The 26,805-nt window shown below is 69.7% G+C and carries 30 protein-coding genes and 1 pseudogene; 15 read left to right on the forward strand and 16 right to left on the reverse strand.

Features of this window, described 5'->3' with window-relative positions; genetic code table 11:
* Positions 1-3: 3 nt before the first annotated feature.
* The gene (locus NOO62_RS16190) at positions 4-681 is read right to left on the reverse strand and encodes a response regulator transcription factor (protein WP_055544110.1); all 678 of its coding nucleotides are present in this window, start codon (positions 679-681) and stop codon (positions 4-6) included.
* Positions 682-1,152: 471 nt separating this feature from the next.
* On the opposite strand from NOO62_RS16190, the gene NOO62_RS16195 reads away from it, so the two are divergent.
* On the forward strand, positions 1,153-2,649 hold the full coding sequence (locus NOO62_RS16195; RefSeq protein WP_268771593.1) for a peptide MFS transporter: 1,497 nt from the start codon (positions 1,153-1,155) through the stop codon (positions 2,647-2,649).
* A 151-nt stretch (positions 2,650-2,800) separates the two neighbouring features.
* Positions 2,801-3,640 (forward strand): alpha/beta hydrolase family protein, encoded by an 840-nt coding sequence (locus tag NOO62_RS16200; RefSeq protein ID WP_268771594.1) that lies wholly within the window; start codon positions 2,801-2,803, stop codon positions 3,638-3,640.
* 481 nt (positions 3,641-4,121) lie between these two features.
* On the opposite strand, the gene NOO62_RS16205 is transcribed toward NOO62_RS16200, so the two are convergent.
* From NOO62_RS16205 to NOO62_RS16235, 7 genes are all read right to left on the reverse strand, one after another.
* Entirely contained in the window at positions 4,122-5,468 is a 1,347-nt protein-coding gene (locus tag NOO62_RS16205) for a hypothetical protein (RefSeq protein ID WP_414930835.1), read from the reverse strand.
* Positions 5,465-6,745, reverse strand: a complete 1,281-nt coding sequence (locus NOO62_RS16210; RefSeq protein WP_414930992.1) for a hypothetical protein — start codon at positions 6,743-6,745, stop codon at positions 5,465-5,467. The genes NOO62_RS16205 and NOO62_RS16210 overlap by 4 nt, the downstream gene beginning before the upstream one ends.
* Before the next feature lie 98 nt (positions 6,746-6,843).
* Positions 6,844-7,872 carry a hypothetical protein gene (locus NOO62_RS16215; RefSeq protein ID WP_268771595.1) on the reverse strand — a complete coding sequence of 343 codons (1,029 nt, stop codon included), beginning with the start codon at positions 7,870-7,872 and terminating at the stop codon, positions 6,844-6,846.
* 45 nt (positions 7,873-7,917) lie between these two features.
* Positions 7,918-8,046, reverse strand: a complete 129-nt coding sequence (locus tag NOO62_RS16220) for a hypothetical protein (RefSeq protein ID WP_268771596.1) — start codon at positions 8,044-8,046, stop codon at positions 7,918-7,920.
* A gap of 25 nt (positions 8,047-8,071) precedes the next feature.
* Positions 8,072-8,812 (reverse strand): LPXTG cell wall anchor domain-containing protein, encoded by a 741-nt coding sequence (locus NOO62_RS16225; protein WP_268771597.1) that lies wholly within the window; start codon positions 8,810-8,812, stop codon positions 8,072-8,074.
* A 305-nt stretch (positions 8,813-9,117) separates the two neighbouring features.
* Entirely contained in the window at positions 9,118-9,627 is a 510-nt protein-coding gene (locus NOO62_RS16230; protein ID WP_268771598.1) for an ATP-binding protein, read from the reverse strand.
* Between the two features lie 240 nt (positions 9,628-9,867).
* Positions 9,868-10,236 carry an STAS domain-containing protein gene (locus NOO62_RS16235; RefSeq protein ID WP_268771599.1) on the reverse strand — a complete coding sequence of 123 codons (369 nt, stop codon included), beginning with the start codon at positions 10,234-10,236 and terminating at the stop codon, positions 9,868-9,870.
* Positions 10,237-10,487: 251 nt separating this feature from the next.
* Between NOO62_RS16235 and NOO62_RS16240 the strand changes: the two genes are divergently transcribed.
* Entirely contained in the window at positions 10,488-11,438 is a 951-nt protein-coding gene (locus tag NOO62_RS16240; protein ID WP_268771600.1) for an RNA polymerase sigma factor SigF, read from the forward strand.
* Positions 11,439-11,520: 82 nt separating this feature from the next.
* On the opposite strand, the gene NOO62_RS16245 is transcribed toward NOO62_RS16240, so the two are convergent.
* Genes NOO62_RS16245 through NOO62_RS16255 form a run of 3 tightly spaced genes read right to left on the reverse strand, consistent with a single transcriptional unit; the run spans position 11,521 to position 12,861 of the window.
* The gene (locus NOO62_RS16245; RefSeq protein ID WP_268771601.1) at positions 11,521-12,219 is read right to left on the reverse strand and encodes an aspartate/glutamate racemase family protein; all 699 of its coding nucleotides are present in this window, start codon (positions 12,217-12,219) and stop codon (positions 11,521-11,523) included.
* Positions 12,216-12,452, reverse strand: a complete 237-nt coding sequence (locus NOO62_RS16250; RefSeq protein WP_268771602.1) for a hypothetical protein — start codon at positions 12,450-12,452, stop codon at positions 12,216-12,218. Before NOO62_RS16250 ends, NOO62_RS16245 begins: the two co-directional genes overlap by 4 nt.
* 4 nt (positions 12,453-12,456) lie before the next feature.
* The gene (locus NOO62_RS16255; protein ID WP_268771603.1) at positions 12,457-12,861 is read right to left on the reverse strand and encodes an ATP-binding protein; all 405 of its coding nucleotides are present in this window, start codon (positions 12,859-12,861) and stop codon (positions 12,457-12,459) included.
* Between the two features lie 117 nt (positions 12,862-12,978).
* Between NOO62_RS16255 and NOO62_RS16260 the strand changes: the two genes are divergently transcribed.
* The 9 genes and pseudogenes from NOO62_RS16260 (at position 12,979) to NOO62_RS16300 (ending at position 17,414) form a co-directional block, all read left to right on the forward strand.
* Entirely contained in the window at positions 12,979-13,833 is an 855-nt protein-coding gene (locus NOO62_RS16260; RefSeq protein ID WP_268771604.1) for a helix-turn-helix domain-containing protein, read from the forward strand.
* A complete protein-coding gene (locus NOO62_RS16265) occupies positions 13,814-14,029 on the forward strand; it encodes a DUF397 domain-containing protein (RefSeq protein ID WP_268771605.1) in 216 nt (71 codons plus the stop codon). Before NOO62_RS16260 ends, NOO62_RS16265 begins: the two co-directional genes overlap by 20 nt.
* A 12-nt stretch (positions 14,030-14,041) precedes the next feature.
* Positions 14,042-14,352 (forward strand): annotated as a pseudogene (locus NOO62_RS16270) (DUF6879 family protein).
* Positions 14,353-14,455: 103 nt separating this feature from the next.
* Positions 14,456-14,671: a hypothetical protein gene (locus NOO62_RS16275; protein ID WP_321170575.1), complete on the forward strand. Its 216-nt coding sequence runs from the start codon at positions 14,456-14,458 to the stop codon at positions 14,669-14,671.
* A 4-nt stretch (positions 14,672-14,675) separates the two neighbouring features.
* Complete coding sequence (locus NOO62_RS16280; protein WP_414930993.1) at positions 14,676-15,188, forward strand: DUF6879 family protein; 513 nt, start codon at positions 14,676-14,678, stop codon at positions 15,186-15,188.
* Positions 15,172-16,020 carry a helix-turn-helix domain-containing protein gene (locus tag NOO62_RS16285; RefSeq protein WP_268771607.1) on the forward strand — a complete coding sequence of 283 codons (849 nt, stop codon included), beginning with the start codon at positions 15,172-15,174 and terminating at the stop codon, positions 16,018-16,020. Before NOO62_RS16280 ends, NOO62_RS16285 begins: the two co-directional genes overlap by 17 nt.
* Positions 16,021-16,109: 89 nt before the next feature.
* Positions 16,110-16,346 carry a DUF397 domain-containing protein gene (locus tag NOO62_RS16290; RefSeq protein ID WP_268771608.1) on the forward strand — a complete coding sequence of 79 codons (237 nt, stop codon included), beginning with the start codon at positions 16,110-16,112 and terminating at the stop codon, positions 16,344-16,346.
* A 101-nt stretch (positions 16,347-16,447) separates the two neighbouring features.
* Positions 16,448-16,930 (forward strand): hypothetical protein, encoded by a 483-nt coding sequence (locus NOO62_RS16295; RefSeq protein WP_268771609.1) that lies wholly within the window; start codon positions 16,448-16,450, stop codon positions 16,928-16,930.
* A 73-nt stretch (positions 16,931-17,003) separates the two neighbouring features.
* Positions 17,004-17,414 carry a VOC family protein gene (locus NOO62_RS16300; protein ID WP_268771610.1) on the forward strand — a complete coding sequence of 137 codons (411 nt, stop codon included), beginning with the start codon at positions 17,004-17,006 and terminating at the stop codon, positions 17,412-17,414.
* A 33-nt stretch (positions 17,415-17,447) separates the two neighbouring features.
* Here NOO62_RS16300 and NOO62_RS16305 read toward each other — a convergent pair whose 3' ends face one another.
* Positions 17,448-18,800, reverse strand: coding sequence for a hypothetical protein (locus NOO62_RS16305; protein ID WP_268771611.1), 1,353 nt, complete (start codon positions 18,798-18,800; stop codon positions 17,448-17,450).
* 114 nt (positions 18,801-18,914) lie between these two features.
* Between NOO62_RS16305 and NOO62_RS16310 the strand changes: the two genes are divergently transcribed.
* Positions 18,915-19,562 carry a DUF5753 domain-containing protein gene (locus tag NOO62_RS16310; protein ID WP_268771612.1) on the forward strand — a complete coding sequence of 216 codons (648 nt, stop codon included), beginning with the start codon at positions 18,915-18,917 and terminating at the stop codon, positions 19,560-19,562.
* A gap of 171 nt (positions 19,563-19,733) precedes the next feature.
* Positions 19,734-20,903 (forward strand): methyltransferase, encoded by a 1,170-nt coding sequence (locus NOO62_RS16315; RefSeq protein ID WP_268771613.1) that lies wholly within the window; start codon positions 19,734-19,736, stop codon positions 20,901-20,903.
* Positions 20,904-20,979: 76 nt separating this feature from the next.
* Here NOO62_RS16315 and NOO62_RS16320 read toward each other — a convergent pair whose 3' ends face one another.
* Entirely contained in the window at positions 20,980-21,849 is an 870-nt protein-coding gene (locus NOO62_RS16320; RefSeq protein WP_268771614.1) for a helix-turn-helix transcriptional regulator, read from the reverse strand.
* Between the two features lie 86 nt (positions 21,850-21,935).
* Here NOO62_RS16320 and NOO62_RS16325 point away from each other — a divergent pair, with 86 nt between their 5' ends.
* Positions 21,936-22,727 (forward strand): SDR family NAD(P)-dependent oxidoreductase, encoded by a 792-nt coding sequence (locus tag NOO62_RS16325; RefSeq protein ID WP_268771615.1) that lies wholly within the window; start codon positions 21,936-21,938, stop codon positions 22,725-22,727.
* A 42-nt stretch (positions 22,728-22,769) separates the two neighbouring features.
* Here the strand turns inward: NOO62_RS16325 and hutI are convergent, their stop codons facing one another.
* From hutI to NOO62_RS16340, 3 genes are all read right to left on the reverse strand, one after another.
* Positions 22,770-23,942, reverse strand: coding sequence for an imidazolonepropionase (gene hutI / locus NOO62_RS16330; RefSeq protein ID WP_268771616.1), 1,173 nt, complete (start codon positions 23,940-23,942; stop codon positions 22,770-22,772).
* A gap of 295 nt (positions 23,943-24,237) precedes the next feature.
* Positions 24,238-25,590, reverse strand: coding sequence for a formimidoylglutamate deiminase (locus tag NOO62_RS16335; RefSeq protein ID WP_268771617.1), 1,353 nt, complete (start codon positions 25,588-25,590; stop codon positions 24,238-24,240).
* Complete coding sequence (locus NOO62_RS16340; protein ID WP_268775643.1) at positions 25,587-26,801, reverse strand: allantoate amidohydrolase; 1,215 nt, start codon at positions 26,799-26,801, stop codon at positions 25,587-25,589. The genes NOO62_RS16335 and NOO62_RS16340 overlap by 4 nt, the downstream gene beginning before the upstream one ends.
* Positions 26,802-26,805 lie beyond the last annotated feature (4 nt).

Here is a 26,805-nt window from a genome sequence, read left to right on the forward strand (position 1 = left end):
GGGTCAGCTCTTCTCGAAGCGGAAACCGACTCCCCGTACCGTAGCGATGTACCGAGGGTTCGCCGCGTCGTCACCGAGCTTCTTGCGGAGCCAGGAGATGTGCATGTCGAGGGTCTTCGTGGAAGACCACCACGTCGTGTCCCAGACCTCCCGCATCAGCTGATCGCGCGTGACGACCCGCCCCGCGTCCCGCACCAGGACCCGCAGCAGGTCGAACTCCTTCGCGGTGAGCTGGAGCTCCTCGTCGCCCATCCACGCCCGGTGCGACTCGACGTCGATCCGCACGCCGTGCGTGGCGGGCGCCTCCTTCGGCTCCGTGGCGCCGCGCCGCAGCAGCGCCCGGACCCGGGCGAGGAGTTCGGCGAGCCGGAAGGGCTTGGTCACGTAGTCGTCGGCGCCCGCGTCGAGGCCGACGACCGTGTCCACCTCGTCGGCGCGCGCGGTGAGGATCAGGATCGGCACCGTGAGCCCGTCGGCCCGCAGCCGGCGGGCGACCTCCAGGCCGTCCATGCCGGGCAGCCCCAGGTCGAGTACGACGAGGTCGACGCTCCCTTGCAGGCCTGCGTCGAGAGCGGTGGGGCCGTCCTCACGGACTTCGACCTCGTAACCCTCCCTGCGCAGGGCACGGGCCAGCGGCTCCGAGATGGACGCGTCGTCCTCGGCGAGCAGTACACGGGTCATGGAGTGATGGTAGTCCGCAGTGGACAACGTCAGGGAGGTGATCGCACAGTGTGGGGGTGACCCTGCGGCTGTGGGAAGCAATTCTGTGAAACACCTTTGAATGTGTGCCGCTGGTTGCAGCGACACCTGTGATCCATCTCTCAAGTCCTTCCATATGCATCCCTGACGTGTCGTATGGTGACCCAACGCCTGATGCACTACTCAAGGACCTTTGGCCCGCTGTGCGCGCCTTAGGTCTCTTTTATGTGCGGGCCGGCTTCGGCCAGCCTTGAAAGGAATGACCTGTGGTCGGGCCCTGCGCGCGAGGATGCGCCAGGGTGTGGATCCCGGAGTCACCGCCCCTCGCCTCTTTCGCGGGGTGAACTCCCCCTGGGCGTGGGGGTGGGCGGCCATGACGACGGTGCCGACCGCCCCCCACCGGGCGCGCTCACGCTCCTGCCGCGCGCGTCCCGAACCCACGAGGATCGACCCATGGCGTCCAGCCTGACGAAGGACTCCGCCAGTACCCCTGGCTCCGAGAAGACCTTCTTCGGCCACCCCCGCGGACTGGCCACTCTCTTCATGACCGAGATGTGGGAGCGGTACAGCTTCTACGGCATGAAGGCACTGCTCCCGCTGTATCTGATCGCCCCCGGCGGCATGAACATGAGTGCCACGACGGCGACGGCGATCTACTCCGTCTACATGTCGATGGTCTATCTCCTCGCCATGCCCGGCGGCTGGATGGCGGACCGCTTCTGGGGTCCGCGCAAGACGGTCGTCATCGGTGCGGCCGTCGTGATCCTCGGCCACATCACGCTCGCGCTGCCGAGCTCGGCCACCTTCTTCGCCGGTCTGGCGCTCGTCGCGCTCGGCTCCGGCCTCCTGAAGGCGAACATCTCCGTGATGGTCGGCCACCTCTACAACGGTCCGAAGGACCCGCGCCGTGACGGTGGCTTCACGCTCTTCTACATCGGCATCAACCTCGGTGCCTTCCTCGCCCCGCTGTCCATCGGCACGGTCGGCGAGAACGTCAACTGGCACCTGGGCTTCGCGCTCGCCGCGGTCGGCATGGCCCTGGGCCTCGCCCAGTTCATGATCGGCTCGCGTCACCTGAGCGCGCAGAGCAGCGTGGTGTCGCAGCCCGCGACGCCGCAGCAGCGCGCCTCGGCCCTGCGCAACGGCCTGATCTGGCTGATCGTCGCCGCCGCGCTCTACACGCTCATGGGCGTGACCGGCAACTTCGCCGACTGGGCCCTGATGCCGCTGATCATCGCGGGTCTGGTCATCCCGGTCACCGTCCTCGCCCGCATGAAGCGCGACAAGGAGCTCTCGCAGCTGGAGCAGTCCAAGCTGTCGGGTTACATCTGGTTCTTCGTGGTCGCCGCCGTCTTCTGGATGATCTACGACCAGAACGGCTCGACGCTGTCGATCTTCGGCAAGGGCTCGACGACGAACAACCTGCTCGGGTTCGACTTCCCGACCTCCTGGTACCAGTCGCTGAACCCGATCTTCATCATGGCGCTGGCCCCCCTGGTCGCCTCGGCGTGGCTGTGGCTGAACAAGCGGGGCAAGGAGCCGAGCACGGCCGTCAAGTTCGCCTCCAGCCTCACGCTGATCGGCATCTCCTTCGCGGTCTTCCTCATCCCGCTGATCGACACCGCCAACAACGGCGGCCGCGTCAGCCCGATGTGGCTGGTCTCGATCTACTTCATCCAGACCGTCGGCGAGCTCTGCCTCTCCCCGGTCGGCCTGTCGCTCACGACCAAGATGGCCCCGGAGAAGTACAGCGCCCAGATGATGGGTGTCTGGTTCCTCGCGGTCACCGCGGGCGACTCGGTGACGGGTCTGCTGACCTCGCCGCAGCTGGGCGTGGACCTGAACAATTCGGGGGCGGTCGCCGTCGAAGCGATCATCGCCGTACTGGCGGGTGTCGGGATCTGGTCGTCCCGCAAGAAGGTCAAGCAACTCATGGGTTCGGTCAACTGACCCAGGTGTCTTGAGGAAGGGCCGCTGCTCGGTGAGCAGCGGCCCTTCCGCGTTCTTGAAGGGTGCGAACAGAGGAACGTTCTGCCACCCGCACAGGTGGTGCGCGGAGGTTGCGCGGGAACGGACCGCCCGCGAGGTGCAACATCTCGCCATGCCCGCCATGCGTCGTACGTTGCTCAGCCTGACCCTCTGCGGGGCGCTGCTGTCGTCCAGTGCCGCCGCCCAGGCGGCCCCCGAGCCCCCGGCCGGGCAGCTCTTCCCTTACGGGACGCACCCCCGCCAGAACATCACCGTGTACGGCGACGGCGGCACTCCGCTCGTCATCGTGCACGGCGGCTACTGGTCGAAGGACACCGACTGGAGCGGGTGGGCGCGGTGGTTCGCGGCGCGCGGGTTCACTGTGTACGACACCGACTACCGCCTCACCTCGGACGCGGTCTGGCCCGCGCAGCGCGACGACGTCCTGGCGGCGCTGCACTGGGTCCAGCGGCGCGAGGACGGGCGGCGCCCCCTCGTGCTCGGCTCGTCGGCGGGCGGACACCTCGCGCTCCAGGCGGGCGCGTACGGGGCGGGGTGGGCGCGGGCGCGGGGCGTGGTCGCGCTGTCGCCGGTGGCGTCGCCGCAGCGGGCGTGGCGCGACGGGGCGAGGCCTGGGGCGTCGGCGGAGCGGCGGGCGCTGCGGAGGGCGGCGGTACGGCTCGCGGGGTGCGTGCCGGGGGACGGGGCGGGGCGGGTGTGCCGGGGGCGGTGGGCGGACCTGTCGGTCGCGTCCCACGCGTCGGGCGCGGACGACGCGCCGCTCCTCCTGATCCACTCGGCGGGGGACTTCGTGCCGCGCACGCACTCGTCGGAGCTGGCGAACGCGGAGCGCGGCGCGGGCCTGGGCGACATCACGGTCCGCACGGTGCCGGGGTCCGCGCACGGGGGCCCGCTGCTCCGGGGCCCAGGGATGGCCCAGTCGATCCTGCGCTGGCTGCGGGGCCGCGCGTGACCCTTGCGGGCGGCGGCGGATTGCTCACGCGGGTCGACCTACACGCAACGCTCCCCGCACGGAGACGCCGCTCAGGGGCGCGGGGAACGGCGCGACAGCCCCCGACGGCCCGCGGGGACCATCCGGGGCCACTCCCCGCAGACACGGCTGCCTACGGCGGGACATCGGCGGCTGCGAGCGGCGGCGGGTTGCTCACGCGGGTCGACCTACACGCAACGCTCCCCGCACGGAGACGCCGCTCAGGGGCGCGGGGAACTGCGCGACCAGCCACCGGCGGCCCGCAGAGACCATCCGAGGCCACTCCCCGCAGACACGGCTGCCCACAGCGGGACATCGGCGGCTGCGGGCGGCGGCGGGTTGCCCGCGCGGGTCGACCTACACGCAACGCTCCCCGCACGGAGGTGCGGTTCAGGGGCGCGGGGAACTGCGCGACCAGCCACCGGCGGCCCGCAGAAGAGTCCGCGCCCCGGCCGGCGCAGCGTCAGCGCAGGCCGCGCCGGCGGCGTCCAGGGAGGAACGTGAAGACCGCTCCGCCGAGAAGGATCACCGTCCCTGCGACGAGCCCGAGCGCACGCAACGTCCCGTTGTCGTCCGCCCCGGTCTCCGCGAGGCCGCCCCCCGAGGCAGCGCCACCCGACGACGCGGAGCCACCCGTCGCGGAGCCACCCGTCGCGGGCGAGCCCCCAGCCGTACCCGAACCCCCCGCCGCCCCACCCGGCTGCGCAGCCGTGTCGAGTTCGAGGGAGACCTCCGCCTTCGCCGGCGTACACGTCGTCGTCGTGCCCAGCGCCTTCACCGTCAGCACACCCGGCGACAGCGTCGACTTCCCGTCCGCCCCCGGCTTGTACGTGCCGGTCAGGTCCGGAATCGTCATCGGGTCACCCGACTTGATCGGCTCCTTGTTGGTCGGCCCCTCCACATGCACCGTCCCCTTGTCCGCGCCACCAAGCGCGACCTCCATCGACGGCTTCACGGAGTCCGCGGGGATGTCGGCCGGGCTGTCCATCACCGCCTTCTTGAACCGCACGGTCAGCCCGTAACTCCCGCCGTCCTTCTTGGCGTTGATCTGGACCGGCGAGGTCGCCTCCTTGTCGCCGATGGGCGTCTTGCACTTGTACGGGGTCTGGACCTCCTTGCCGGGGAAGTCGGTCTGCCCGCCGCCCCCACCGGTGGAACCACCGGTGGAACCGCCGGAAGACCCCGCCGACGTACCACCCGAAGACGAACCACCCGACGACGAGCCACCCGTCGAGCCGCCCGAACTGCCGCCCCCCGCCGTCACCTTGATCGTCGCACCCGCCCCCACCTGCTCCTTGGGCGCGCACTTCGTGTCCGTGGAGATCGGCTTGTTGACGTTGATGTCGTACGCGTCCGGCGTCAGCGTCACCTCGCCCGCCGCCGTCAGCTTCAGTTTGCCCTTCATGTCGGAGAGGATCATGGGGCTGTTCTTCTTGATGGGCGGGTTCTTGCGCTCACCCTCCACCTTCAGGTCGCCCGTCTGACCGCCACCCACCTTGATCGTGCCGGTCGGCTTCACCGTGTTCTCGCCGAGGTCCAGGACGTCCGGGTTCTTGGACGCGGCCTGCGTCGTCTTCCACACGACGTCGACCTCGTCACCCACCTTCGCCGTCGCGGGCGCGGTGATCTCGACCTGGGTCGTGCCCTGCACGGGCGGCAGGTTGGAGATGGGCGGCGGAATGCACTCCGTTTTGTAGGCGACCGCGGCGGCCGCGGCGGCGTGCCCGGGGCCTGCGGTCAGCAGGATGCCCGCTCCGCCCAGCAGGAGCGCGACCGAGGCCGCGCCCGCTCTCCGTCGTTGCGTGATCACGTGGTTCCCTTCGTCGGACTGTCGTCGGACGGTGCGGAGAGCCGGCCCGCGGGTGCGCCGGGGTCTGTGTCGGGGGTGAACCAGGGCAGGGGGGCGTGGGTGGAGCCGGGGGCGGTGGCTGTCGGCTCACCCGAACCACTCGTACGGCTCGCACCACTCGTACGGCTCGCACCGCCCGCACCGCCCGCACCGCCCGCACCGCCCGCACCGCCCGCACCGGCCACCCCACCCGTACCGCCCGCGCCGGGCGCCCCCGTGAAGCCTCTGCCAGGCGTACGCGCCGCATGCGACGCCCGCCCCTTCCGATCCGCGTCGACCGCCCCCTGCGGCATCCGCAACCGCGGCACACGACGCGCGAGTTCAGCGAACCGCGCACCACGGCGGCGGCCGGACCGCGAGACGCGGCGACGGTTCGGCCGGAGCCGGTCGACGACCGCCATGCCGATACGGAAGACGGCCGCGGGCACGACGACGCACAGCAGGAGCCAGAAGAGCGTGACGCCCCACGGACGCCCCACGCCCCACGGCTGCTCCGCGAGGACCTTCCCGCCGAACTTCAGCGAGACCAGGTAGTCCCCGTGCGCCCCCGCCGAAAGCTCCACCGGCAGCTTGATCTGCGCCTTCTTGCCGGGAGCGATCGTGCCGCGCCACTGCTGCTCCTCCCACTGCGGTGCGAACACGCCGTGGGACGTACCGACCTGGAAGACGGGGTCCTTCACCGGCGCCGAGCCGACGTTGCCGACGGTGAACTCGAGCGTGCGCTGCGGCGGGGCACCGAACCACGTCAGCACTCCGCCGGCCCCCTCCAGAGCGGTGTCCGTCAGAACGGACAGCTTGCCGCCGGTCGCCTGTGCGGGCAGCGCCTTCACGGGGTGGCCCGCGACCTTCAGTACCGCGTCGACCTGCTGTTTCTCGCCGGTCACCGTGGCCACGTGGACGACGCAGGGGCACGGCTCCGGCGGCTCGGCCACCGGCAACTTCTTACTGAAGGCGCCGTCGTCGTCCGTGGTGACGGCCCGCCCGTCGGAGTTGGCGCACGAGTTCGTACCGCCCACGACGCCCTTGCCCGGGGCGGACTGACCGCAGACGAGCATCATCAGGAGAGCGTCGGGCCGCCACCCCGCACCCTTCACGGTGACGGACCCGCCCTTGCCCGCCTGGGACGCCGAGAGCTTCACGGTGGGCTCGTCCTCCGCGGCGGCGGCCGCGGAGGCTTGGGGCAGCAGCGCGAGGCCGAGCAGGGCCGCCACAGCGAGCAGGGCCAGAGCGGCCCGCACAGCCCCCGCCACCACCGCCCCCACAGCTCCCACCGCTCCCGTCGCCCCCGCACGCACTCCCACATACACCGCCGCCGGGCCGGGCCAGTTCTCACCGTTCACAGTTCGTCTCCCGTCCCCGCTCGCGCCAACTCCCGCGATACGTCGCCCTGTTCGCCGCCACCGTCCGGCTCCGGCGCCTCCGTACGCCGCCGCCCCCGTCTGCGTACGAGATGAACCGCCCCGCCCACCGCCGCGGCCAGCACCGCTCCCCCGCCCACCACGACGCCCCACGGCACGAACCGCACCGAGGCCGTGGCGGTGTCGCGGGCGCCGCCCGACGCGGTGGCCGTCAGCTCGACGTCGACCGCGTCGAGCGACGGCGCGTCCGGCCACGGCTCGGTCAGGGACACCCTGCGGCCGGGCAGCAGCTCGACCGGCAGCGTGCGCGCGGGGCGGTCGAGGAGAGTGCCGAGTACACCGTCCGCGTGCACCGCGAGCTTCGGGGTCAGCACGGTGTTGCCGCGGTTGACCAGGTCGTACGAGATGCTCCCCGCGTCGGTGTCGACGTCGACGCGCTCGACGGTGAGCGCGGAGAGGGTCGGCCCGTCGACCCGCAGGTCCACGCGTACGCCCACCGTGCGGCCGCCACCGCTCGCGACTACGGCCCCCGGGTGGTCGCCGGGCGTCGCGTTCGTGGGGACGGTGAGGGTGAACGGCACCTCGGCCCGGGTCCGCGGCGGCACCTTCACCTGACGCTTCGCGAAGCTGATCCACGCCCCGGTGTCCTTCGGCGTGCCCTTGGCGGGGGTGACGGAGAACGCGCCGGAGCCGGTGTTGTCCGCGTCCGCGCCCCGCAGGGAGATCGTGCGGGGCTTCGGGCCCGGGTTGGTGACGGAGAGGGTGTCCTGGAGCACGGTTCCGGGGGTGCCCTCCGCGTAGAAGGAGGGCCGCCCGTCCTTCGCGGGCCGGGCCCCGCCGCCCGCGGAGGGCGCGGCGGACCACGCCGCCCGATCGTCACCGGCGCCACCGCCACCGCCACCGTCCGCGTGCGCGGGACCGGCGCCGATGCCGGCACCGGCGCCGAGGGCCGCCACCATCAGCGCCAGGGCAGCCGCCCGCCCCGCACCTCGCGCGGAAAACGTCATCGGCGGCTCCTGATCTTCGTACGGGATCTCACTCGCGTAGCCGTCCTACAGGCCGTACGGGCCGTTCAGGCCGCACAGGTCGCGCGGGCCGTACAGGTCGCGCAGGCCGTACGGGCCGTACGGGCCGCGCGGGCCATACCGGCCGTACGGGGCCGCGCAGGCCATACCAGCCATACCGGTCGTACGGGCCCGCCCCCCCTTACCGCGACCGAACCGCCGTCTGATTCCTGCGCGTCAGCCAGAGCGCCCCGGCCGCGCCCGCGAGCAGCACCGTGCCGCCGAGGGTGCCGAGTGCGACGGCGGAGTCCGCGGGGCCAGTCTGCGGCAGCTCGTCGCCGCCGGAGGGCGCGCTGTCGGAGCCACCCGTCGTACCCGCGCCGCCACCGGTCGTATCGGAGCCCCCGCCCGACGCACCCCCGGACCCCCCGGCCCCCTTGACGTCCAGCTCGAGGGACGGCTTCGGGTTGTTGGAGGGCGTGCACGTCGTGGTCGTACCGAGCGCCTTGATCGTGAGGACACCGGCCGTGAACGTCACCTTGCCGCTCTTCTTGGGCGTGTACGTCCCCGACAGGTCGCTGATCTTGATCGGCGTGTTGGCTGGGATGGCCTCGGCGTTCGTCGCGCCGGACACCGGCACCGTGCCGCTCTCCGCGCCGCCCAGCTTGATCACCGCGCTTGGCTTCATCGCGCCCTTGCCGAGCTCTACAGGGCTGGAGGAGACGCCCTTCTGGAAGGACATGGTGAGCTTGTAGCCGCTGCCGCTCTTGACGCTCTTGATGTCGATCGGCGAGACGGCGCTCTTGTCCCCGATCGGCGTCTTGCACTGGTAGTTGACGTCCTGGACGGTGGCCTGCGCGGCGGGGGCGGCCATCAGCACCGCTGAGCCGCCGGCCAGGACGGTGGCGAGCGCGAGCGCGGCCGATTTTTTCGTGTGCGACACCTCGTTTGTCCCCTCATGCCGGTCGTGGCGTGCCGCGGTGCGGAGTTACCTGTGTTACTGACGGCACATCAGATTGGGCGCTCAAGGTACGCCCGGGACCTTGACGAGGGAAGACAAAAGACGCGCCGGATCCGTGATGATCCGACGCGCATACCAACAGGCGGTAACCGTGGGTAACAGCACTGGGCAGAGCCAGAGCTCCTCGACCCCCAGCCCCAGCCGCAACCACAGCCCCAACCGCAACCGCAACCCCAACCGCAGCCACAACCACGGCCGCAGTCCGTGCGTGAGTGAGTGCCCGCCGCCTACGCGGGCGCCCCCACCTCCGCCCAGACCGTCTTGCCCGCGACCCCCGGGCTGCGGACGACACCCCAGTCCAGGCAGAGCCGCTGCACGATGAACATGCCGTGCCCGCCGGGCCGCCCGGCGCGGTGCGGGGTACGCGGCGCGGGCTGTCCCGTACCGCGGTCGGAGACCTCGATGCGCAGCACCTTGCCGTCGGAGGACAGCCAGAGCTCGTCGGGGCCCTCGGCGTGCAGGCAGGCGTTGGTGACCAGCTCGGAGACGACGAGGAGCACGTCCTCGGCCGCCGCGCGCCGGTCTGCGCTCTCCGCGGGGAGCCAGCCCCACGCGTGAAGCGCCTCACGTGTGTAGTCACGGGCGAGCGGGACGATGCCGCTCGCGCCGTTCAGGCTCAGTCTGCGGACCTGCCGGGCGGCGGGCGCACCTGAGGCCCGCTCCGCGGGAGCGTCCGCGACTGCGGCCTCGGACTCCGGGCCGCGGTCGCCCGGCGAGTAAGGCCGGGTGGTGCTCATCAGCGCTTCACCTCACCGACAGGAGGACTGGGGACATCGGCTGCTGCTTGCCGTTCTGACTGTTGACTCTGCGGACCGCCGTCAGTGGGATCCACGTCTCTCCTGCCCGGACGAACCGTGAGAACACCCACTAGTTCGGCACGGTCCGTGTGACGCTGGTAACGCCATGATCACACAGAGGAAACTGACACATAACTTTCGCGTGTGACCACGACTTTTCCTCGTACGACCACTTCGGAGTCACTCTCCGAGGGCCGCTTCGAGGGTGTCGTGGACGGTGAAGACCGCCTCCGCGCCGGTGATCTCGAAGACCCTGGCGACCACCGGAAGCATCCCGGCCAGATGGACGCCGCCACCGGCGGCCTCGGCCTTGAGCCGGGCGCCGAGCAATACGTTGAGCCCCGTGGAATCACAGAACTCAAGGCGTGAGCAATCGACGACAAGCCGTGCGTAGCCGTCCGTCAGGCAATTTTCGAGTGGCTCGCGCAACACGTCGGCGGTGTGGTGATCCAACTCACCCGCCGGGGTCACGACGGCACTCGCGCCCACCTTCCGGACTTCGACCAGAAGCCGGCCCCTGTGTGCGCTGCCGACCGTCCCGCGGTCCATGCCGTCTCTCTCTTCCGACCGTCGTTGCTGTTGATGACGCCCCTGAACATTACGCCCTCCTGGCGCTCCGGGGTACCCGAACATCCCCCCGAATTCGGACATTTGCCCCCAGAGCGCACTTGCGACCGAAGCGCGGAAGCGGGTAGGGGTAGAAGAGACATCAATCAACACGGACGGCTTTGGAGGCGCCGCACACCGCAGTGCACGTATTGGCATCGGCAGCCATATGCCGAGAACGATGGAGGACACCCATGTCACCCCGGCTCGACGAATCGCATACTGACCAGGCGACGTCGACACTCCCGCCGCACCGCTCCGCCACCGAGATCCCGGGTCCCGCCCACGAGTCCGTCCCGACTCAGGGTGCCCCAGAAATCGCCGAGGACACCTACGAAGGTCTCGACGGTCTCCCTGAGATCCCGCCGTACGACGAGGTGGCGCCGCTGGACGCGAGGGCCCTGTCCAAGACCCTCTTCGAGCGCCTCGAGTCCCTCGAAGAAGGCACGCACGAATACGCGTACGTCCGCAACACCCTGGTCGAACTGAACCTCGCCCTGGTGAAGTTCGCCGCCTCCCGGTTCCGCTCCCGCAGCGAGCCCATGGAGGACATCATCCAGGTCGGCACGATCGGCCTCATCAAGGCGATCGACCGCTTCGAACTCAGCCGCGGCGTCGAGTTCCCCACCTTCGCCATGCCCACGATCGTCGGCGAGATCAAGCGCTTCTTCCGTGACACCAGCTGGTCGGTGCGCGTCCCGCGCCGCCTCCAGGAACTCCGGCTGGACCTCGCCAAGGCGGGCGACGAGCTCGCCCAGCAGTTCGATCGCGCCCCCACGGTGGGCGAGCTCGCCGAGCGCCTGGGCATCTCCAACGAAGAGGTCGTCGAGGGGATGGCCGCGTCCAACGCCTACACGGCGAGCTCCCTGGACGCGCAGCCCGAGGAGGACGACTCCGAAGGCGCACTCGCGGACCGCATCGGCTACGAGGACCACGGCCTCGAGGGCATCGAGTACGTCGAGTCCCTCAAGCCCCTCATAGCCGAACTCCCCGCGCGCGACCGCAAGATCCTCTCCCTCCGCTTCGTCGCGAACATGACGCAGTCGGAGATCGGCGAGGAGCTCGGCATCTCGCAGATGCACGTTTCGCGACTGTTGTCGCGCACTCTCGTCAAGCTCCGCAAGGGACTGACGGTCGACGAGTGAGGTGCCGCTGCGCTGCGCTTGAGCGCACGAACGCCGCGGTGGGGCCCGTTCCTTGAGGGGACGGGCCCCATTGTTCGTCCCGTCACCCGCGCGCGCTGACGGCGGCATCGACCGCGGCTTCGGCGTGGAGCCGGGTGGTAGGGAACACGGGCACGGGGCTGTGCTCCTGCCCGATGAGCAGCTCGATCTCGGTGCACCCGAGGATGACGCCCTCGGCACCTCGGCGGACGAGGCTCCGGATGACCTCCTGATACGCGGCACGCGACTCCTCGCGTACGACGCCGAGGCACAACTCCTCGTAGATGACGCGATGGACGAGGCCCCGCCCCTCCGCATCCGGCACGAGCACGTCCAGCCCGTGCCCGGCCAGCCGATCCCGGTAGAAGTCCTGCTCCATGGTGAACGCGGTCCCGAGCAGCCCGACGCGGGTGATTCCTGCCCGGCGTACTGCCTCGGCGGTGGCGTCCCCGAGGTGCAGCAGCGGAACGGAGATCGCGGCCTTCACCTGGTCGGCGACCTTGTGCATGGTGTTGGTGCAGATGAGGACGAGGTCGGCCCCGGCGGCCTCAACGCCTTTGGCGGCAGCGGCGATCACCTCTCCGGCCCGCTCCCACTCCCCCTGTACTTGCAGCTGCTCGATCTCGGCGAAGTCGACGGAGTACAGCACGCACCGCGCGGAGTGCAGCCCGCCGAGCCGTTCCCGTACGAGTTCGTTGAGCAGTCGGTAGTACTCGGCGCTGGACTCCCAGCTCATGCCGCCGATGAGGCCGATGGTCTTCATCGGCTCAGGATGCCGCACGGCTCCGTTCGGGGGCGGGCGCGGAGGTAGGGCCGGGCGAGAGGGGCGCCGCTGACGTCGATGGGGCGATTCTCGGCGGCGTCGCGGGCGTAGGGGCTGCGGGGGCGGAGGTCCCGCACCCCGGGGGTGGGATGCGGCTGGTACCCCCTTGTCTCCCTCGCCGCGCGACGCGTCCCCGTGCCGGGCAGCAGCCAGGCCAGAAGGCGGCGCAGCACGTGTCTACCCCTCCCCCAGTTCGCACCAGACCGTCTTGCTGTCGGGCCCCTGCTCGACGCCCCACCGCAGCGAGACGGCGTCGAGCAGGGCGAGTCCTCTTCCCGTCTCGTCGTCGCGGCCCGCCCTGCGGAGGAGCGGCCAGGCGCGGGGGTCCGGGTCGGTGACGGCCACGCGGATGCGGTCGCGGGAGGTGGTGACGCGGACGGTGACGGGCGTCCCCTCGCCGAGGTGCCGGATCACGTTGCTCAGCAACTCGCTGACGCAGAGGTGTACGTCGGGGTGGGGGCTGCCGTAAGGGTGCTCGCTCAGCGTGCGGCGGATCTCGGGGACGGCCTTGGGGACGGCGAGCAGGGAGAGTTCGAAGGGGGGCGGGGTGGTGTGGGTTTGTGTGGGGGGTGGCTCTTGCATGGGGGTACGCCTTCCGTGCGCTCTCTGTGATGATTCGGTCACACAGTGGCGTGGAGCGGCGTAACGTGACAGGGGTTCGGGTTGCGCAGAGTAACTGGCAAATGGCGGTGGTGGGTTGTGCCTCCTCGTAAGGATCCCGACGCATCAGCGAGCGTCCCGGCGTTCTACGGCGCGGAGTTGCGTTTCAAGCGGGAGGCGGCGGGGCTCACGCTGGAAGGTCTGGCCTCGGGCAGTTTCCGGGCCGTCTCTTTCCTCAGCCAGATCGAGCGCGGTGAGCGACGCATGCCGTGCGACTTGGCCCAGCACGTCGACGCCAAGCTGGAGACGGATGGCTTTTTCCAACGCCGTTGTGAAGATGCGCGCCGCGCTCGCCAGGGCGGGCACGCCGAGTACTTCGCGGATGTCGCGGAGATGGAGCGGTTCGCGGAGAGCATCGAGGAGTGGGCGCCGATGATCGCGCCCGGCTTGCTGCAGACGCGGACATACGCGGAGACCGTCATCCGGGTCGGGTCGCCGTGGCTTCGGCCGGAAGCAGTGGAAGTACAGGTCGTCGCTCGCTTGGAACGCGCAGCGCTGTGGGAGCGCGAGGGGGGACCGCCAGCTTTCTGGGCGATCCTGCACGAGAACCTGATCCGCAGGCCCCTCCTGCCCCCTGGGGCCATGGCGGACCAACTGCACCACATCGTGTCGGTGATCCGGTCCGTCCAGGGCGTTCTGCAGATTCTTCCGGCAACGACAGCGGCTCATCCGCTCATGATGGGCATGGCCAAGGTCATGACATTCCCGGATGCCCCACCCGTGGCGTACGCAGAAGGGCTCCACAGCGGCCAACTCATCGACTTTCCACCGATCGTGAAGGACTACCGCAGGTCGTACGATCTGCTCAGGGCCGCCGCCATGCCACCCGAGGCGTCCCTGGCCATGATTGAGGCAGCGGTAGAGGACTTCCGAAATGGCGAGAAGCCACTTTGACTTCAGCCAGGCGAACTGGCGCAAGAGCAGCTACAGCAACTCCAGCGGCGGTGACTGCGTCGAGATAGCCATCGGCCTTCCCGGCCGCGTCCCCATCAGGGACTCCAAGCTGACGGCCGGCCCCACCCTCGTGTTCCCGGCGACCGCGTGGGCCCCGTTCATCACCGCCGTCGCGGCGAACGTACCAACTACCTGAGGAAGGCAGCCCATGCCGTTGGACGGCGCGGACTGGCGGCGGTACCTCGACCGCTTCGAGCGGGAGGCCTGGCGGTTCGAGGCGCAACCGACGTACACCATGCCCAGGAAGCAGGAGAACGTCGCACGATTCAATCCTCGGCAACATCGCGGCCGGAGAGGACATCCGCGTCCTGGACGTCACGCGGGAAGGCGTGCGACGGCGATCCGGCTCCGTACCGGGAGTGGAAACGCACAGCGCTGGCGCACGCCTTGCCCTTTGAGGAGTACGTGCAGCGCCAGGTCGGTTGTGCACGGGTGGACCACCCGGGTCACCGGGGATGATCCCGCCACGGTTCTATGCGACAACGTGACTGAACTGCTGAGTGCCTTGTGGTCCGGGCATGACTGTCCGTAGCTTTCTGGCTACAAGAACCGGAGGCGCTCAGTGAATGAACTGCGGATGATTGCCGGTGGCTCGTGCAGGAATGACGACGACAAGTGCGGGAACGGTGACTGCCCGACCGTGTACGAAACGTTGGACCCCGCAATGCTGGCGATCCAGGGATACGACATGACTCACCCGACCCCCGAGGGCGAATCGGTCGTACTGATCCCGGAAGACATCCTGAAGGAGGCGGCTCGTGCCCGTGGATGGCTCTAGCCCCGTGCTACTGGACGGCGACGCATGGCAGGCGTACTTCCGCGACTTCAAGCGTTCCGCTTTCCGGCTCGAAGTGCATCAGACGTACACCATGCCCGCCGAGGCCGAGACGGTCCGCGCATTCCTTGCCGGGGCCGAGAAGCCCGACGGTTTCAACACGTCGTGGCACCGCACGATCAGAGATCACGCGGCGGCCGGTCGGACGATGACACGCGCAAAGATCGTACGTCGGCCACTCACACCGTACAGCCGCTATCTGTTCGAGTGGTGCGTCCCCGGAAACGTCGCAGCCGGGGAGGACTACCACATAGTCGACGTGACGGACCGGCCGAACCCCGGTCTTCCCGAACAGGACTTCTGGATGTTCGACGAAACGACGGTCGTCCACCTCAATTACCGTCCCGACGGTACGCAGATCAACCGCGAACTCGTCCAGAACCCCGACATGGGCAAGTATCTCGCCTGGCGTGACCTCGCCCTGGAAAGCGCCATACCGTTCAGTGCCTATCGAACCTGAGAAACAAGCACGAGAACGGAAGGATCTGGCGGAGACCCTGCGGGGTCTCCGTCTCGCTTACGGTCTCAGTGGAGAACGTCTGGCGCTGCGCTGCAACATGAGCCAGACGAAGATCAGCCGCATCGAAACCGGTCGCGCGTTGCCCACGGTCATCGACGTCGAACGGATCCTTGAGGCCTTGTCCGTGCCCGACGAGGTCGCAGACGAACTGATACGACTGGCACGCAGAGCGAACGTTGATTACGCATCTTGGCGCGCATATGCACGCGTCGGCCTTCACCACAAGCAAGGGGAACTCAAAGCACTTGAGTCGTCCTCGCGAGTGATGCGGCACTTCCTACCTGCCATCCCTACCGGACTTCTGCATGTCCGCGAGTACGCCACGGAGACGCTGTCACCCACGGTTGACAGCGATCCCGCAAGGGATGTCGGCAGAGCCGTACAGGCCCGCATGGATCGGCAGGCCATCCTGGACGACACATCGCGCTCATTCTGGTTCTTGATGACCGAGCAGGCCGTGAAGTGGCGCCGGGCGAGCACCGAAATCATGGCGGCACAATGTGCACATATGGCGGAGGTCAACAGAAGACCCAACGTTGAGATCGGAATAGTCCCGCGGGAAGTGCAGGTAGCAGGCACCCCGATGAACATCTTCGTCGTATACGACGACCGCCTGGTGACGGTCGAACTCTTCTCCGGAGAGGTCGTGCTACGCGACCCGCGGGACGTATCGCAACACCTGCACCTATTCGAACTGTTCTGGTCTCACGCCATCACTGGTGACGAGGTTTCTCATTACCTCAATGACGCCGCTGAAGACTTTATGCGGTAACGAAACTGGGACTCCACATCGTCCGAACGGGGCGTCATCATGGGTTCACACAGACCCGAAAGGTCTCCCAGAAATAGGTAGGTGTGGCAATGCATAGCGGAACCGACCTGTACAGCTTCCCGCTCCCCACGTCCCTTGTGGCCAACAAGGCTTGCGGTGGCAACACTCACCCGGACGGTGAAGCGTGTGTGACCCTCGCGAAGATCGGCGAGGGCACTTGGGCCGTGGGTGACAGCAAGCGGCCCGGCGCCGAACCACTGCGCTTCACCACGGCTGAGCTGGACGCCGCCGGCATCGACCCGGCGCGGTTCGGGCTCTCCACCTGACGGCTCACGCTCCTCCGGCCGGGCTCCGCTCCCTGCACAGGGCGGCGACCGGCCGGTCTCCATATCGCTCCGTAATCCGTACTCCCCGAAGGGGACGACAGGTGCACCACCACGGATATTTGTGGGCCGGTCCCAAACAGCGATACGACGACGAGGCGCTGCGGCGGCCTCCGCCACCACACCAGCCCCCGGACGGAAGCCGCCCCGATCTCGTTCTGCGCCACCGGGAAGTGAAGGCGGCGTTCCCGATCGTGGATCTGCCACCGCTGGAAACGGCGTACTGGCTGATCAAGCCGGAAAAGCTGATCCGGGGTACGTGGGACGAGTCGAAGGAGGCCGCGGACTGGCTCGGGAAGCGACTGGTCGAGTACGCCGCCCGATTCGACTCCGAGGGTGGACGAGATCGTGGACGCCTCGACCTGCTCGTTGAATCTGCCGCCGACCGGCTCGGGCGTGGAGGGGACGTGTCCCACGGCTGCTACCTGGAACGCCCCACGTTTCTGTCGCTGGCCCTGGTGTGCTGCTCGCCCAACCGCGCCCTGCCCGCACTTCGGTGCCCCGTGGGCACTATTGCCCCGACTTGACGTGGGGATGGCTTCCCCGCCGCGTCTGTTTTTTCAACCTCCAACTCATCTGCTCTTGTGGCAAGATCGCGGAATGCTACGACTAACCGACTTCATCATCGACTGCCCGGACGCGATGAAGCTGGCAGCCTTCTACTCCGAAGTGACGGGGCTCCCGGTCAAGGCGGACAGTAACGCGCAGTGGGCCGGTATCCGACTCGGCGACATCGAGCTGGCCTTCACCCCGGTGGAGGACTACCGCGCTCCGCAGTGGCCCGACAGCGAGCACCCCAAGCAGTTCCACCTCGACTTCGAAGTCGACGACATCGAGGCCGAACAGCGCCGCGTCCTGGCCCTCGGCGCGACCCTGAAGCAGGAGTGCGTCGGCCCCAACGGCTACGGCTTCCGCGTGTACGCCGACCCCGTCGGACACCCCTTCTGCCTCTGCCGCAACAAGGGCGTCGTCTGGACCGACGAGGGTCCCGTCCGGCCCGGGCGCGACTAGCTTCGGCGTGGGCCCGGGCGCTTCCCCCAGGGCCTACGCCTTGAGCGCCGCGACCTCGCGCGCCCTCTCCGTCAGCGCCCGCACCCCGTGTGATGCCCGGTGCGGGCGCATGCTCTCCCGCATCGTGCGGAAATGATCGTCTCCGCGGACCGAGGACACCTTCTCGTACTCGTCGAGGAAACGTCCCCACGACTGGCACGCCGCGTCGACATGCCCGAGCTGTATCTGCCGCTGCGCGAGCAGGGCGTAGGAGTGCACGCGTCCTTGGCGTTCCTGCGCGGGCTGTACTTCGATGGATTCCTTCAGCGCCTTGATGGAACCGGGCAGGTCGTTCTCCTCCGACAGCACATGCGATACGTGGAACAGCCACGCCGTCCGGTCGTACCCGCCGACCGCGTCTCGGCGATTGTCGGCCTTGGACAGGGCGTTCTCCGCCTCGCGCAGTCGGCCATGGGCTTGGCGCCGGTCCTTGACCAGCGAGGCGGCGTGCGCTTGTTGCCCACGCAGGAAGGCGACCAGACGCGGCCCGGCCTCCGGAGCGGCCTCGGCGGCGGAGTCGGCGTACTCCAACCCCTTCTGCCCGTACCGCAGGCTCGTCATCTGGAGCGACATACCGCGCAGCGTCCGGCAGTACGTGACGTGGTCGTCGGCCTCTTCGGCCAGGTCGAGCGCCTTCAGGTACCAGCGCTGGGCGGCGACGTGGTCCTTTTCGTACATCGCCATCCAGCCGGTGAGGTAGATCAGGTCGGATGCCGCGGCTTTCATGTCGTTCCCCACCCGCACGGTGGCCGCTGCGCGCAGCCAGGGTGCGACGGTGTTCACGAGGTACGCAGCCGCTATGGGTCGCGCGTGGCCCGCGCCGTCCTCGTCGAGGATGTCAGCCAGGCGTCCCGTGGTGCGGCGTACGCTCTCGACCTGCGAAGCACCGATACGGGTGGTGGCCTTGCCGGGCGCGACCGGCTCGCCGGCGCGTGCGTAGGCGCTGCCGAAGACCGGGACGGCCAGCGCCGCCGAGAACACACCGGCGGCGAGCACTCCCCTTCGGGACGGGTCCATGTCGGCCCTGCCGAGGTCGAGCAACTGCTCGACAGTGCCGCGGCGTTCGCCCACCGCCGTGGACGCGGTCGCCTCCAGCCCAGCTTCTTCATGACTGATCGGACGGCCGCACTTCTCCGAGAGTGCCGCCAGCACCAAGGGCTTGACCTGGTCCCTGGGCTTGTTGGCACCGCTGATCCAGTTGGAGACAGCCTGGCCGGTCAGGTGCAGCGGGCAACCCGCGAGGGCACTCACCCGGTTGATGGCTCTCGCGAGTTCCTGCCGTTGACATCCCGCCTGGTCGAGCAGCGCGCTGAGCTTGCGGTTCGGCGTACGCGAAGTAGACGGCATGGCGCATCTCCCGACAGCTCCGACAGCTCTTTCACGGCTTTCACGATGCCCGTCTCTCCAAGGTACCCGCGGACCGTCGAGCGGTGATTACCTGAGTGTCAGAACCAGCCGTGAGTGATCGACCCAGTGGAGCAGGTACTCATGAGGGCAGGCACGCCGGAAGGCAACGCGAAGACCTGGGATGAGCTTCACCAGGAAGGTATGGGGCCGATACAGGAAGCGTTCTTGGACCTGGTCAAGGAGACCAAGGAAACCAAGCACTACTGCCCCGAGGTGATCTGGGGAAGTCTGCAGACCCCCGACTACGTGAGGGCGATGCTCACCCTTGTCGTCGACTTCCTCGAGACACCGCGGGACATCGAGGCGGGCGTCAAGGCCCGCACGGCGCGCGCGGAACTGTTCGGCAAGGACGGACGAACGTACAAAACTCTGCTGGGCGAGCAAGCTCTTCGCTGCAACATCGGCGGAAGCGATGTTATGCGCGGGCAACTCCTCCACGTTCTGGAGTCGTTCGCGCTCCCTGGCGTCACACTCGGGATCGTCCCGAGCCGCGCCCGGCTCCACGTGTTCCCGGGGAACAGCTTCGGCATCTTCGACGGGAAGCGCGTCGAGGTCGAGCTGTTCGGAGAGTCCCCGACACTCACCGACGACTCCCAGATCCGGTCCTACGAGAAGGCCTTCGGCCTTCTGGAGCGGTCAGCGGTCTATGGGGAGGACGCGAAGGCGTTGGTGCGTGCGGAACTTGCGGCGTTGGGCGCGTAGGCCTGACTCCCTGGCCCCTGACTCCTGACTCCTGACTCCTGACGTGCAGAGCTGGCCACATCAACGAGGAGAACCCATGGGCAAGCACAAGGGTGAGCCGAGCGACAAGCCGTGGACGCCGCCTCCGGAGCCGCCGAGCCCCGATGGCAGCGGCCCGAGTAAGCAGGTCGAATGAACTACCGGGCAATCGCCCGCCGGGAGTTGGAAGCCATGGGTGCCTTCCGGTCCCCATGGCTTCGGGCGGCCTTCGACGCCGTGGACCGTGAGGCCTTCGTTCCCGACGCGTTCTGGGGGTACGACACGGATGACCGCGGTCGGCATGTGGTGATCGACAGGACCGTCGACGAAGACGCGTGGCGCCGGGCCGTGTGGAATACGCATCGCTCACTCATCACGCAGATGAATGATGGTGATACAGCAGAACAGGGGCCTGTCGCAGGGGACTTCAGCTCCTCCATCTCCGCGCTGGACATCGTCTTCGAGAAACTGAACCGACTCGCGGTCGAACCCGGGCACAGGGTTCTGCACATCGGCACGGCATCGGGTTACGACTCCGCGTTGCTCAGCGAAGGCGTGGGCATCGGGAGCGGGCACCTGACGACGGTCGAGTTCGATCCGGTGTTGGCCGCGGTCGGTGCCAAGAACCTTCGTGGTGCCGGGTACACGCCGACAACGGTGTGCGGGGACGGGTTGGAGGGGTGGGCGGCGACCGCGCCCTATGACCGGGTCATCTCGACGGCGGCCGTACGGAGCATCCCTCGTCAGTGGCGCGAGCAGTGCAACGACGGCGCGGTCGTCCTGGCGCCCTTCAACACGCTCTATGCGCGCGGGGGCCTCCTGAGGCTGCGGGTGCGGGGGCGGGTCGCGTCGGGACAGTTCGTCGGCGGGGCCTGCTACATGTGGGTACGCAGCCATCGCCCCGTACATCGGCTCGCCCCGCCGGACGACAGCCGGAAGGCCGCCTCGCCCATCGACCCCACGGAGGTTCTGGGGCGTGACTGGGCTCAGGACTTCGCGCTGGGCCTGTACCTGCCGGACGTGTCCCTCTCCCACCGCGGGGAGGGCGAGGACAAGCGGGTGCAGCTCTGGGACGGGACGGGGACGTCGGTCGCGATCGTCGACTACGACGAGTGGTGGCGGGGCGATGCGGTGACCGTTTACGGAGACCGCGATCTCTGGAATGAGGTAGTCGACGCGTACAGCGCGTGGCGTCTGGCCGGACAGCCGCACTACACGCGCTTCGGGCTCACCTGCGACGAGGAGGGTGAGCACTTCTGGCTGGACCATCCGGCAGCACGGCTGCCTGGTCGCCGCGGTGTCGCGAAAGCAGTGGAGGGCTGAGCGAATGGCACGCCCACGAACCTTCGAGCCGTCGCGGCGGACCTGAGGCAACCAACGTGGGCGGGGTCGTGGGTCGTCAGCCCGGTACGTCCATGCGTTGCGTGCCGATGACCGACAGGAGGCGCATCGCCTCCTCCGAGCCCGGGGCCGCCGTGTAGATGAAGACGCGTTGGTCGCGGTCGGTGATGTCCAGGACGTCGCAGTGCACGGCCACGAAGCCGACCGTGGGGTGCTGGAAGGTTTTGCAGAGGGTGGGGCGGGTCGCCACCTCGTGGGCCTCCCACAGGTCGGCGAACTCGGCGCTCCCGGAGCGGAGTTCCGTGGTGAGGGTCTGCACCTCCGGGTCGTCCGGGTAGCGCGCCGCCGTCGCGCGGAGGTGTTGCGCCATCGTCCGGGCGAACTCGTCCGTGTCCGAGACTCCGTACAGCGGGCTGTCGTCCTCGTGCGGGCCCAGGAACGTGCGGCGCGCCAGGTTTCGGTCGCGGCGGTGCAGGAGGGAGAAGTCCTCCATGAGGGCTGCTGCCAAGTTGTTCCAGGCTATGACCTCGTACGTCGCCGACATCACGATCGCCGCCGCCTCCGGGAGTCTGTCCAGGAGTTGGATGATGCTCGGCCGCACCTCCCTCGACGGGCCCTGCGGCAGGGTGGGCGGGACGCCTGCCAGGTGGTGGAGGTGGTCGCGTTCCGGGTCCGTCAGGCGGAGGGCGCGGGAGAGGTGGGCGAGGACCTCTCGGGACGGGTGCGGGGCGCGGGCCTGTTCCAGGCGCGTGTAGTACTCCGTCGAGATGTACGCCAGCTGCGCCACCTCCTCGCGGCGCAGGCCCGGCGTGCGGCGGCGTGCGCCTGCGGGCAGGCCCACGTCGGCGGGCGCGATGCGTTCGCGTCTGCTGCGCAGGAAGTCCGCCAGGTCCCGTTCCCGTGCACGTTCCCGTTCTTGTCGGTTCACCGTGTCAGTGTGCCGGGGACGCTGCTGGTCAGCCAGGTACTGGTGGGGCCTGGATGGGGGGCCCGGGGCGGCGCAGGCTCCTCGGTATGAAGGACATGACATCCACGGAATCCAGTGCCGGACTGCTCTCCGGCAAAGTCGCCCTCGTCACCGGGGCCGGGCGTGGCATCGGTGCCGCCGCCGCTCGGCTCTTCGCCCGGGAAGGGGCCCGGGTGGTACTTGCCTCCCGTACCGAGGGGGAGTTGGAGAGTGTCGTCGAGGAGGTTCGGGGTGGTGGGGGCGTCGCCGATCATGTTGTCTGCGATCTTGGCGATGGCGTCAGCGTCCGGAGTGCGGTCGGCAGGGTCGTCGAGCTTCACGGGCGGCTCGATGTCGCCTTCAACAACGGTGCGACCGGGCAGCCGCCCGGGCCCATGGATCAGCTGTCCGAGGACGACTTCGACCGCGTGTGCGCCGTGAATCTCAAGGGGTCCTGGCTTGCCATGAACGCCCAGATCGCGGCCATCCGCGCCACGTCGAAGCGCGGCGCCATCGTCAATACGTCCAGTGTCGGGAGCCTCATGGCCAACCCGGACCTGCCCGTGTACGGGGCGACGAAGCGGGCGCTCAACAGTCTCACCGCGTCCGCCGCCGTCACGTACGGGCCCGAGAACATCCGTATCAACGCCGTCGCGCCCGGCACCACACTCACCGAGATGCTGCACGAGTGGGACGCCAAGTCGCCCGGCACCATCGACCATCTGAACTCCCAGACCCCGCTGGGGCGTGCCGCCGAGCCGGACGAGATCGCTCAGGCCGCCGCGTGGCTGCTGAGCGATCGGGCCTCGTACGTCACCGGCACGGTGCTGCGGGTCGATGGGGGGATGTGGGCGGGGTGAGCCGGTGAGCCTCTGAGCCAGTGAGCCTCTTAGCCGCCCCTCTCAAGCCACCCGCACGCCTCGGCGCCACACCTCGTTGACCAGCGGGACACCCGGGCGGTACGCCAGGTGCACGTGGCTCGGGGCGTCGAGGAGGGCGAGGTCCGCTCGGGCTCCTACCGCCACCCGGCCCACGTCGGTCCTGCGGAGCGCCTTCGCGCCGCCCGCCGTCGCCGACCAGATCGCCTCGTCCGGGGTCATGCCCATGTCCCTCACGGCCAGGGCGATGCAGAACGGCACGGAGGAGGTGAAGGACGAGCCCGGGTTGCAGTCCGTGGAGAGGGCCACGGTGGCGCCCGCGTCCAGGAGGCGGCGGGCGTCGGGCCATTCGGCTCGGGTCGAGAACTCCGCGCCGGGGAGGAGCGTCGCCACCGTGTCGCCCTGGGCGAGTGCGTCGACGTCCGCGTCCGTGAGGTGCGTGCAGTGGTCCGCCGATGCCGCGTCCAGTTCTACTGCGAGTTGTACCCCGGGGCCGTACGACAGCTGGTTCGCGTGGATGCGCGGGTGCAGGCCCTTCGCCTTGCCCGCCGTCAGGATCGCGCGGGCCTGGTCGCCGTCGAACGCGCCCTTCTCGCAGAAGACGTCGACCCAGCGGGCGTGGGGGGCGCAGGCGTCCAGCATCTCCCCCGTCACCAGGTCCACGTACGCCGCCGGGTCCTCCGCGTAGTCCGGGGAGACGATGTGCGCGCCGAGGAACGTGACCTCGTCGGTGTGGCGGGCGGCGATGCGGAGGGCGCGGGACTCGTCCTCCGTGTTCAGGCCGTAGCCCGACTTCGTCTCGAACGTGGTCGTGCCCTGGCGGAGGGCCTCGTCGAGGTAGTGGGTGAGGTTCGCTTCGAGGGCCTCGTCCGTGGCGGCCCGGGTGGCCGCGACCGTCGTACGGATGCCGCCCGCCTCGTACGCGCGGCCCGACATGCGGGCGTTGAACTCCTGCGTGCGGTCGCCTGCGAAGACGAGGTGGGAGTGGGAGTCCACGAAGCCGGGGATGGCGGCGCGGCCTGCGGCGTCGTACGTCTCGTCTGCCGACGGGGCCTTGGCCGCCGGGCCCACCCAGGCGATGGTTTCGCCGTCCAGGACTACGGCCGCGTCCGTCATGAGGCCCAGGGGGGTGCCGTCGCCCTGCGCCGGGTCGTTCGTGACGAGGCTTGCGATGTTGGTGATCAGGGTGGTGGTCATGGCATGGGTTCCTCTGCGGGTTGGTGGGGGCGGGCGTCTTGCCTCCGGCGGTTCTTTCCCCGATCCCGCCCCTTCCCGAAATCACCGGCCCCGCCGGCCACGGGGCTCGGGACATCACCGGCTTCGCCGGGTTCGTCCTCGAACGCCGGACGGGCACGGGCTGAAAGCGTGCCGTGTGGGCGACGCCCCGTGCGGCGGGGCCGGGGGCGGGCGGGGGGGGCGGGGAGGAAGCGGAGCCGGGCGGGGCGGGGCCAAGCCGCGCCACCGCGGGACGGGGCGGGGCCGGGGGGGGCGGCTAATCTCGCAGCGCTGCCACCGCCTCCGTCAGCGCCCCCGGCACGTCCTGGACCAGTGCGTGTGCGCCGTCCCGGACGACATGAACGCCCCCGACCACCGTATGGCGGACGTCCGCCGCCGTCGCCGCGAAGACCGCCGTCTCCGCCGCGAGGCGCGGGAGCGGGCCCGCCGTGCGGACCGAGTCCAGAGCAATGGTCGTCAGATCCGCCAGCGCGCCCCGCTCCAGCGTGCCCGCGTCGGGCCAGCCCAGGGCCGCGTGGCCGTCCGCCGTTGCCGCGCGGAGCAGCGCCGCCGCCGTCCAGTGGCCGCGCGTGTGGGAGCGGAGGCGTTCGTTGAGCTCCATGGCGCGGGCCTCCTCCAGGATGTCGATCACCGCGTGGCTGTCGCTGCCCAGGGAGAGCGGGCTGCCCGCCCGTTGGAGGCGGAGCGCCGGGCCGATGCCGTCCGCCAGGTCGCGTTCCGTCGTCGGGCACATGCAGGTGCCGGTCGACGAGGCGCCCAGCAGGGCGATGTCCTCGTCCGTGAGGTGGGTGTTGTGGATGCCTGTCGTGCGCGGGCCCAGGACTCCGTGGTCCGAGAGGAGTCGCGTGGGCGTGCGGCCGTGTGTCGACATGCACGCCTCGTTCTCCGCCGTCTGCTCGGAGAGGTGCACGTGGAGGGGGGCCCGGCGGGCGGACGACCACTCCGCCACCGTGGCCAGCTGCCGCGCCGGTACCGCGCGTACGGAGTGGATCGCCGCACCGATCCTGGCGTGCGGGCGGTCCTTGAGGAGCGACGCCCGCTCCGCCCACGCCTCCGTCGTACCGTCGGAGAAGCGCAGCTGGTGGCGGTCCGGGGACTTGCCCCGGTCCGCGTCGAGGAGGCCTGACGCCACGTACGCCGTGTCGAGGAGCGTGATGCGGACGCCCGCGTCCGCCGCCGCCGCGATCAGGGCCTCGCCCATCGCGTTCGGGTCCGTGTAGGGCGTGCCGCCGGGTGCGTGGTGGAGGTAGTGGAACTCGCCCACCGTCGTGATGCCGGCCAGCGCCATCTCCGCGTACACCGCCCGCGCCAGGGCGTGGTACGTCTCGGGGGTGAGGCGGTCCGCCACCGAGTACATGACCTCGCGCCACGTCCAGAACGTGCCGGAGCCGACCTGGACCGTGCCGCGCAGCGCGCGGTGGAACGCGTGCGAGTGGGCGTTCGCGAGGCCCGGGAGCGTCAGGCCGCGCAGGACCGTCGCGCCGGGCGGGGGCGCGTCGACGCCCTTGCGGACGGCGGTGATCCGGTCGCCGTCCACGTCGACCGCGACGCCCGGCTCGACGTTCGTGTCGAGCCAGGCCTGCTCAAGCCAGTAAGTCTCCGTCGTCACCTGCACGCCAGCCCTTCCAGTACGTCGGCCAGTGCGGTCACCCCGGCCAGGCAGTCGTCCTCGGCGGCGAACTCGGCCGGGGAGTGCGAGACACCCGTGGGGTTCCGTACGAACAGCATGGCGGTGGGGATCGAGCCGGACAAAATACCCGCGTCGTGTCCCGCGCCCGTGCCGAGGACCGGGAGCGGGTGCGGGCGCTCCGCGCGGCCGCGTGCTCCGAGGATCTTGGCCAGCTCGTCGCGGAGCGCGTCCTCGAACTCGATGACCGGTGTGAACGACTCGCGGACGACGTCGAGGTCGATGCCGTGGCGTTCCGCGTACTCGCGGGCCGCCTTCTCGATGCCGGTCACCACCGTGTCCAGCGTCGACTGGTCGGCCGCGCGCGAGTCCAGCCAGCCGCGTACGAGCGACGGGATCGCGTTGACGCCGTTCGGCTCGACCGAGATCTTGCCGAAGGTGGCGACCGCGCCCGCGAGTTCGGCCTCGCGGCGTGCCGCCAGGACCGTCTCCGCGTACGACAGCATCGGGTCGCGGCGGTCGACCAGGCGCGTCGTGCCCGCGTGGTTCGCCTCGCCCCGGAAGTCGAAGCGCCAGCGGCCGTGCGGCCAGATGGCGGAGGCGATGCCCACCGGGTCGCCGGAGAGGTCGAGGGCGCGGCCCTGTTCCACGTGCAGCTCCACGAACGCGCCGATGCGGGCCAGGCGTTCGGGGTCCGGGCCGATGCCGTACGGGTCGTAGCCCGCCGCTTCCATCGCCCTCGGCAGCGTCACTCCGTCGCCGTCCGTGAGCCTGTGCGCGGCCTCGACCGTCAGCTGTCCCGCGGTGAGGCGGGAGCCCACGCAGGCCAGGCCGAAGCGGGCGCCCTCCTCGTCGCCGAAGTTGACGATCGCGAGCGGGCGGCTGAACTGGGCGTTTCTTGACCTGAGTTCGTCCAGTGCCGCGAACGACGACACCACTCCCAGCGGGCCGTCGAACGCGCCGCCGTCCGGGACCGAGTCCAGGTGGGAGCCGGTGACCACGGCGTCACCGGCCGCGGGGTCGCCGAGCCAGGCCCACTGGTTGCCGTTGCGGTCCAGCTCGTACGTCAGTCCGCGGGTGTCCGCCTGCGCCTTGAACCAGGCGCGGCAGTCCGCGTCGGCTGCCGTCCAGGCGTATCGGCGGTAGCCGCGACTGCGGGTGTCGCGGCCGATGGGCAGCAGCTCCGCCCACATGCTG

This window comes from Streptomyces sp. Je 1-369, assembly GCF_026810505.1.
GTDB lineage: Bacteria > Actinomycetota > Actinomycetes > Streptomycetales > Streptomycetaceae > Streptomyces.

Coding starts and splice junctions, on each gene's coding strand:
- NOO62_RS16190 (WP_055544110.1), bottom strand. CDS start 681: ATGACCCGTGTACTGCTCGCCGAGGACGACGCGTCCATCTCGGAGCCG.
- NOO62_RS16265 (WP_268771605.1), top strand. CDS start 13,814: ATGGCGAGAAGCCACTTTGACTTCAGCCAGGCGAACTGGCGCAAGAGC.
- NOO62_RS16290 (WP_268771608.1), top strand. CDS start 16,110: ATGCATAGCGGAACCGACCTGTACAGCTTCCCGCTCCCCACGTCCCTT.
- NOO62_RS16245 (WP_268771601.1), bottom strand. CDS start 12,219: ATGAAGACCATCGGCCTCATCGGCGGCATGAGCTGGGAGTCCAGCGCC.
- NOO62_RS16240 (WP_268771600.1), top strand. CDS start 10,488: ATGTCACCCCGGCTCGACGAATCGCATACTGACCAGGCGACGTCGACA.
- NOO62_RS16215 (WP_268771595.1), bottom strand. CDS start 7,872: ATGACGTTTTCCGCGCGAGGTGCGGGGCGGGCGGCTGCCCTGGCGCTG.
- NOO62_RS16195 (WP_268771593.1), top strand. CDS start 1,153: ATGGCGTCCAGCCTGACGAAGGACTCCGCCAGTACCCCTGGCTCCGAG.
- NOO62_RS16230 (WP_268771598.1), bottom strand. CDS start 9,627: ATGAGCACCACCCGGCCTTACTCGCCGGGCGACCGCGGCCCGGAGTCC.
- NOO62_RS16325 (WP_268771615.1), top strand. CDS start 21,936: ATGAAGGACATGACATCCACGGAATCCAGTGCCGGACTGCTCTCCGGC.
- NOO62_RS16200 (WP_268771594.1), top strand. CDS start 2,801: ATGCCCGCCATGCGTCGTACGTTGCTCAGCCTGACCCTCTGCGGGGCG.
- hutI (WP_268771616.1), bottom strand. CDS start 23,942: ATGACCACCACCCTGATCACCAACATCGCAAGCCTCGTCACGAACGAC.
- NOO62_RS16300 (WP_268771610.1), top strand. CDS start 17,004: ATGCTACGACTAACCGACTTCATCATCGACTGCCCGGACGCGATGAAG.
- NOO62_RS16305 (WP_268771611.1), bottom strand. CDS start 18,800: ATGCCGTCTACTTCGCGTACGCCGAACCGCAAGCTCAGCGCGCTGCTC.
- NOO62_RS16255 (WP_268771603.1), bottom strand. CDS start 12,861: ATGCAAGAGCCACCCCCCACACAAACCCACACCACCCCGCCCCCCTTC.
- NOO62_RS16340 (WP_268775643.1), bottom strand. CDS start 26,801: ATGTGGGCGGAGCTGCTGCCCATCGGCCGCGACACCCGCAGTCGCGGC.
- NOO62_RS16220 (WP_268771596.1), bottom strand. CDS start 8,046: ATGGCTGGTATGGCCTGCGCGGCCCCGTACGGCCGGTATGGCCCGCGC.
- NOO62_RS16315 (WP_268771613.1), top strand. CDS start 19,734: ATGAACTACCGGGCAATCGCCCGCCGGGAGTTGGAAGCCATGGGTGCC.
- NOO62_RS16235 (WP_268771599.1), bottom strand. CDS start 10,236: ATGGACCGCGGGACGGTCGGCAGCGCACACAGGGGCCGGCTTCTGGTC.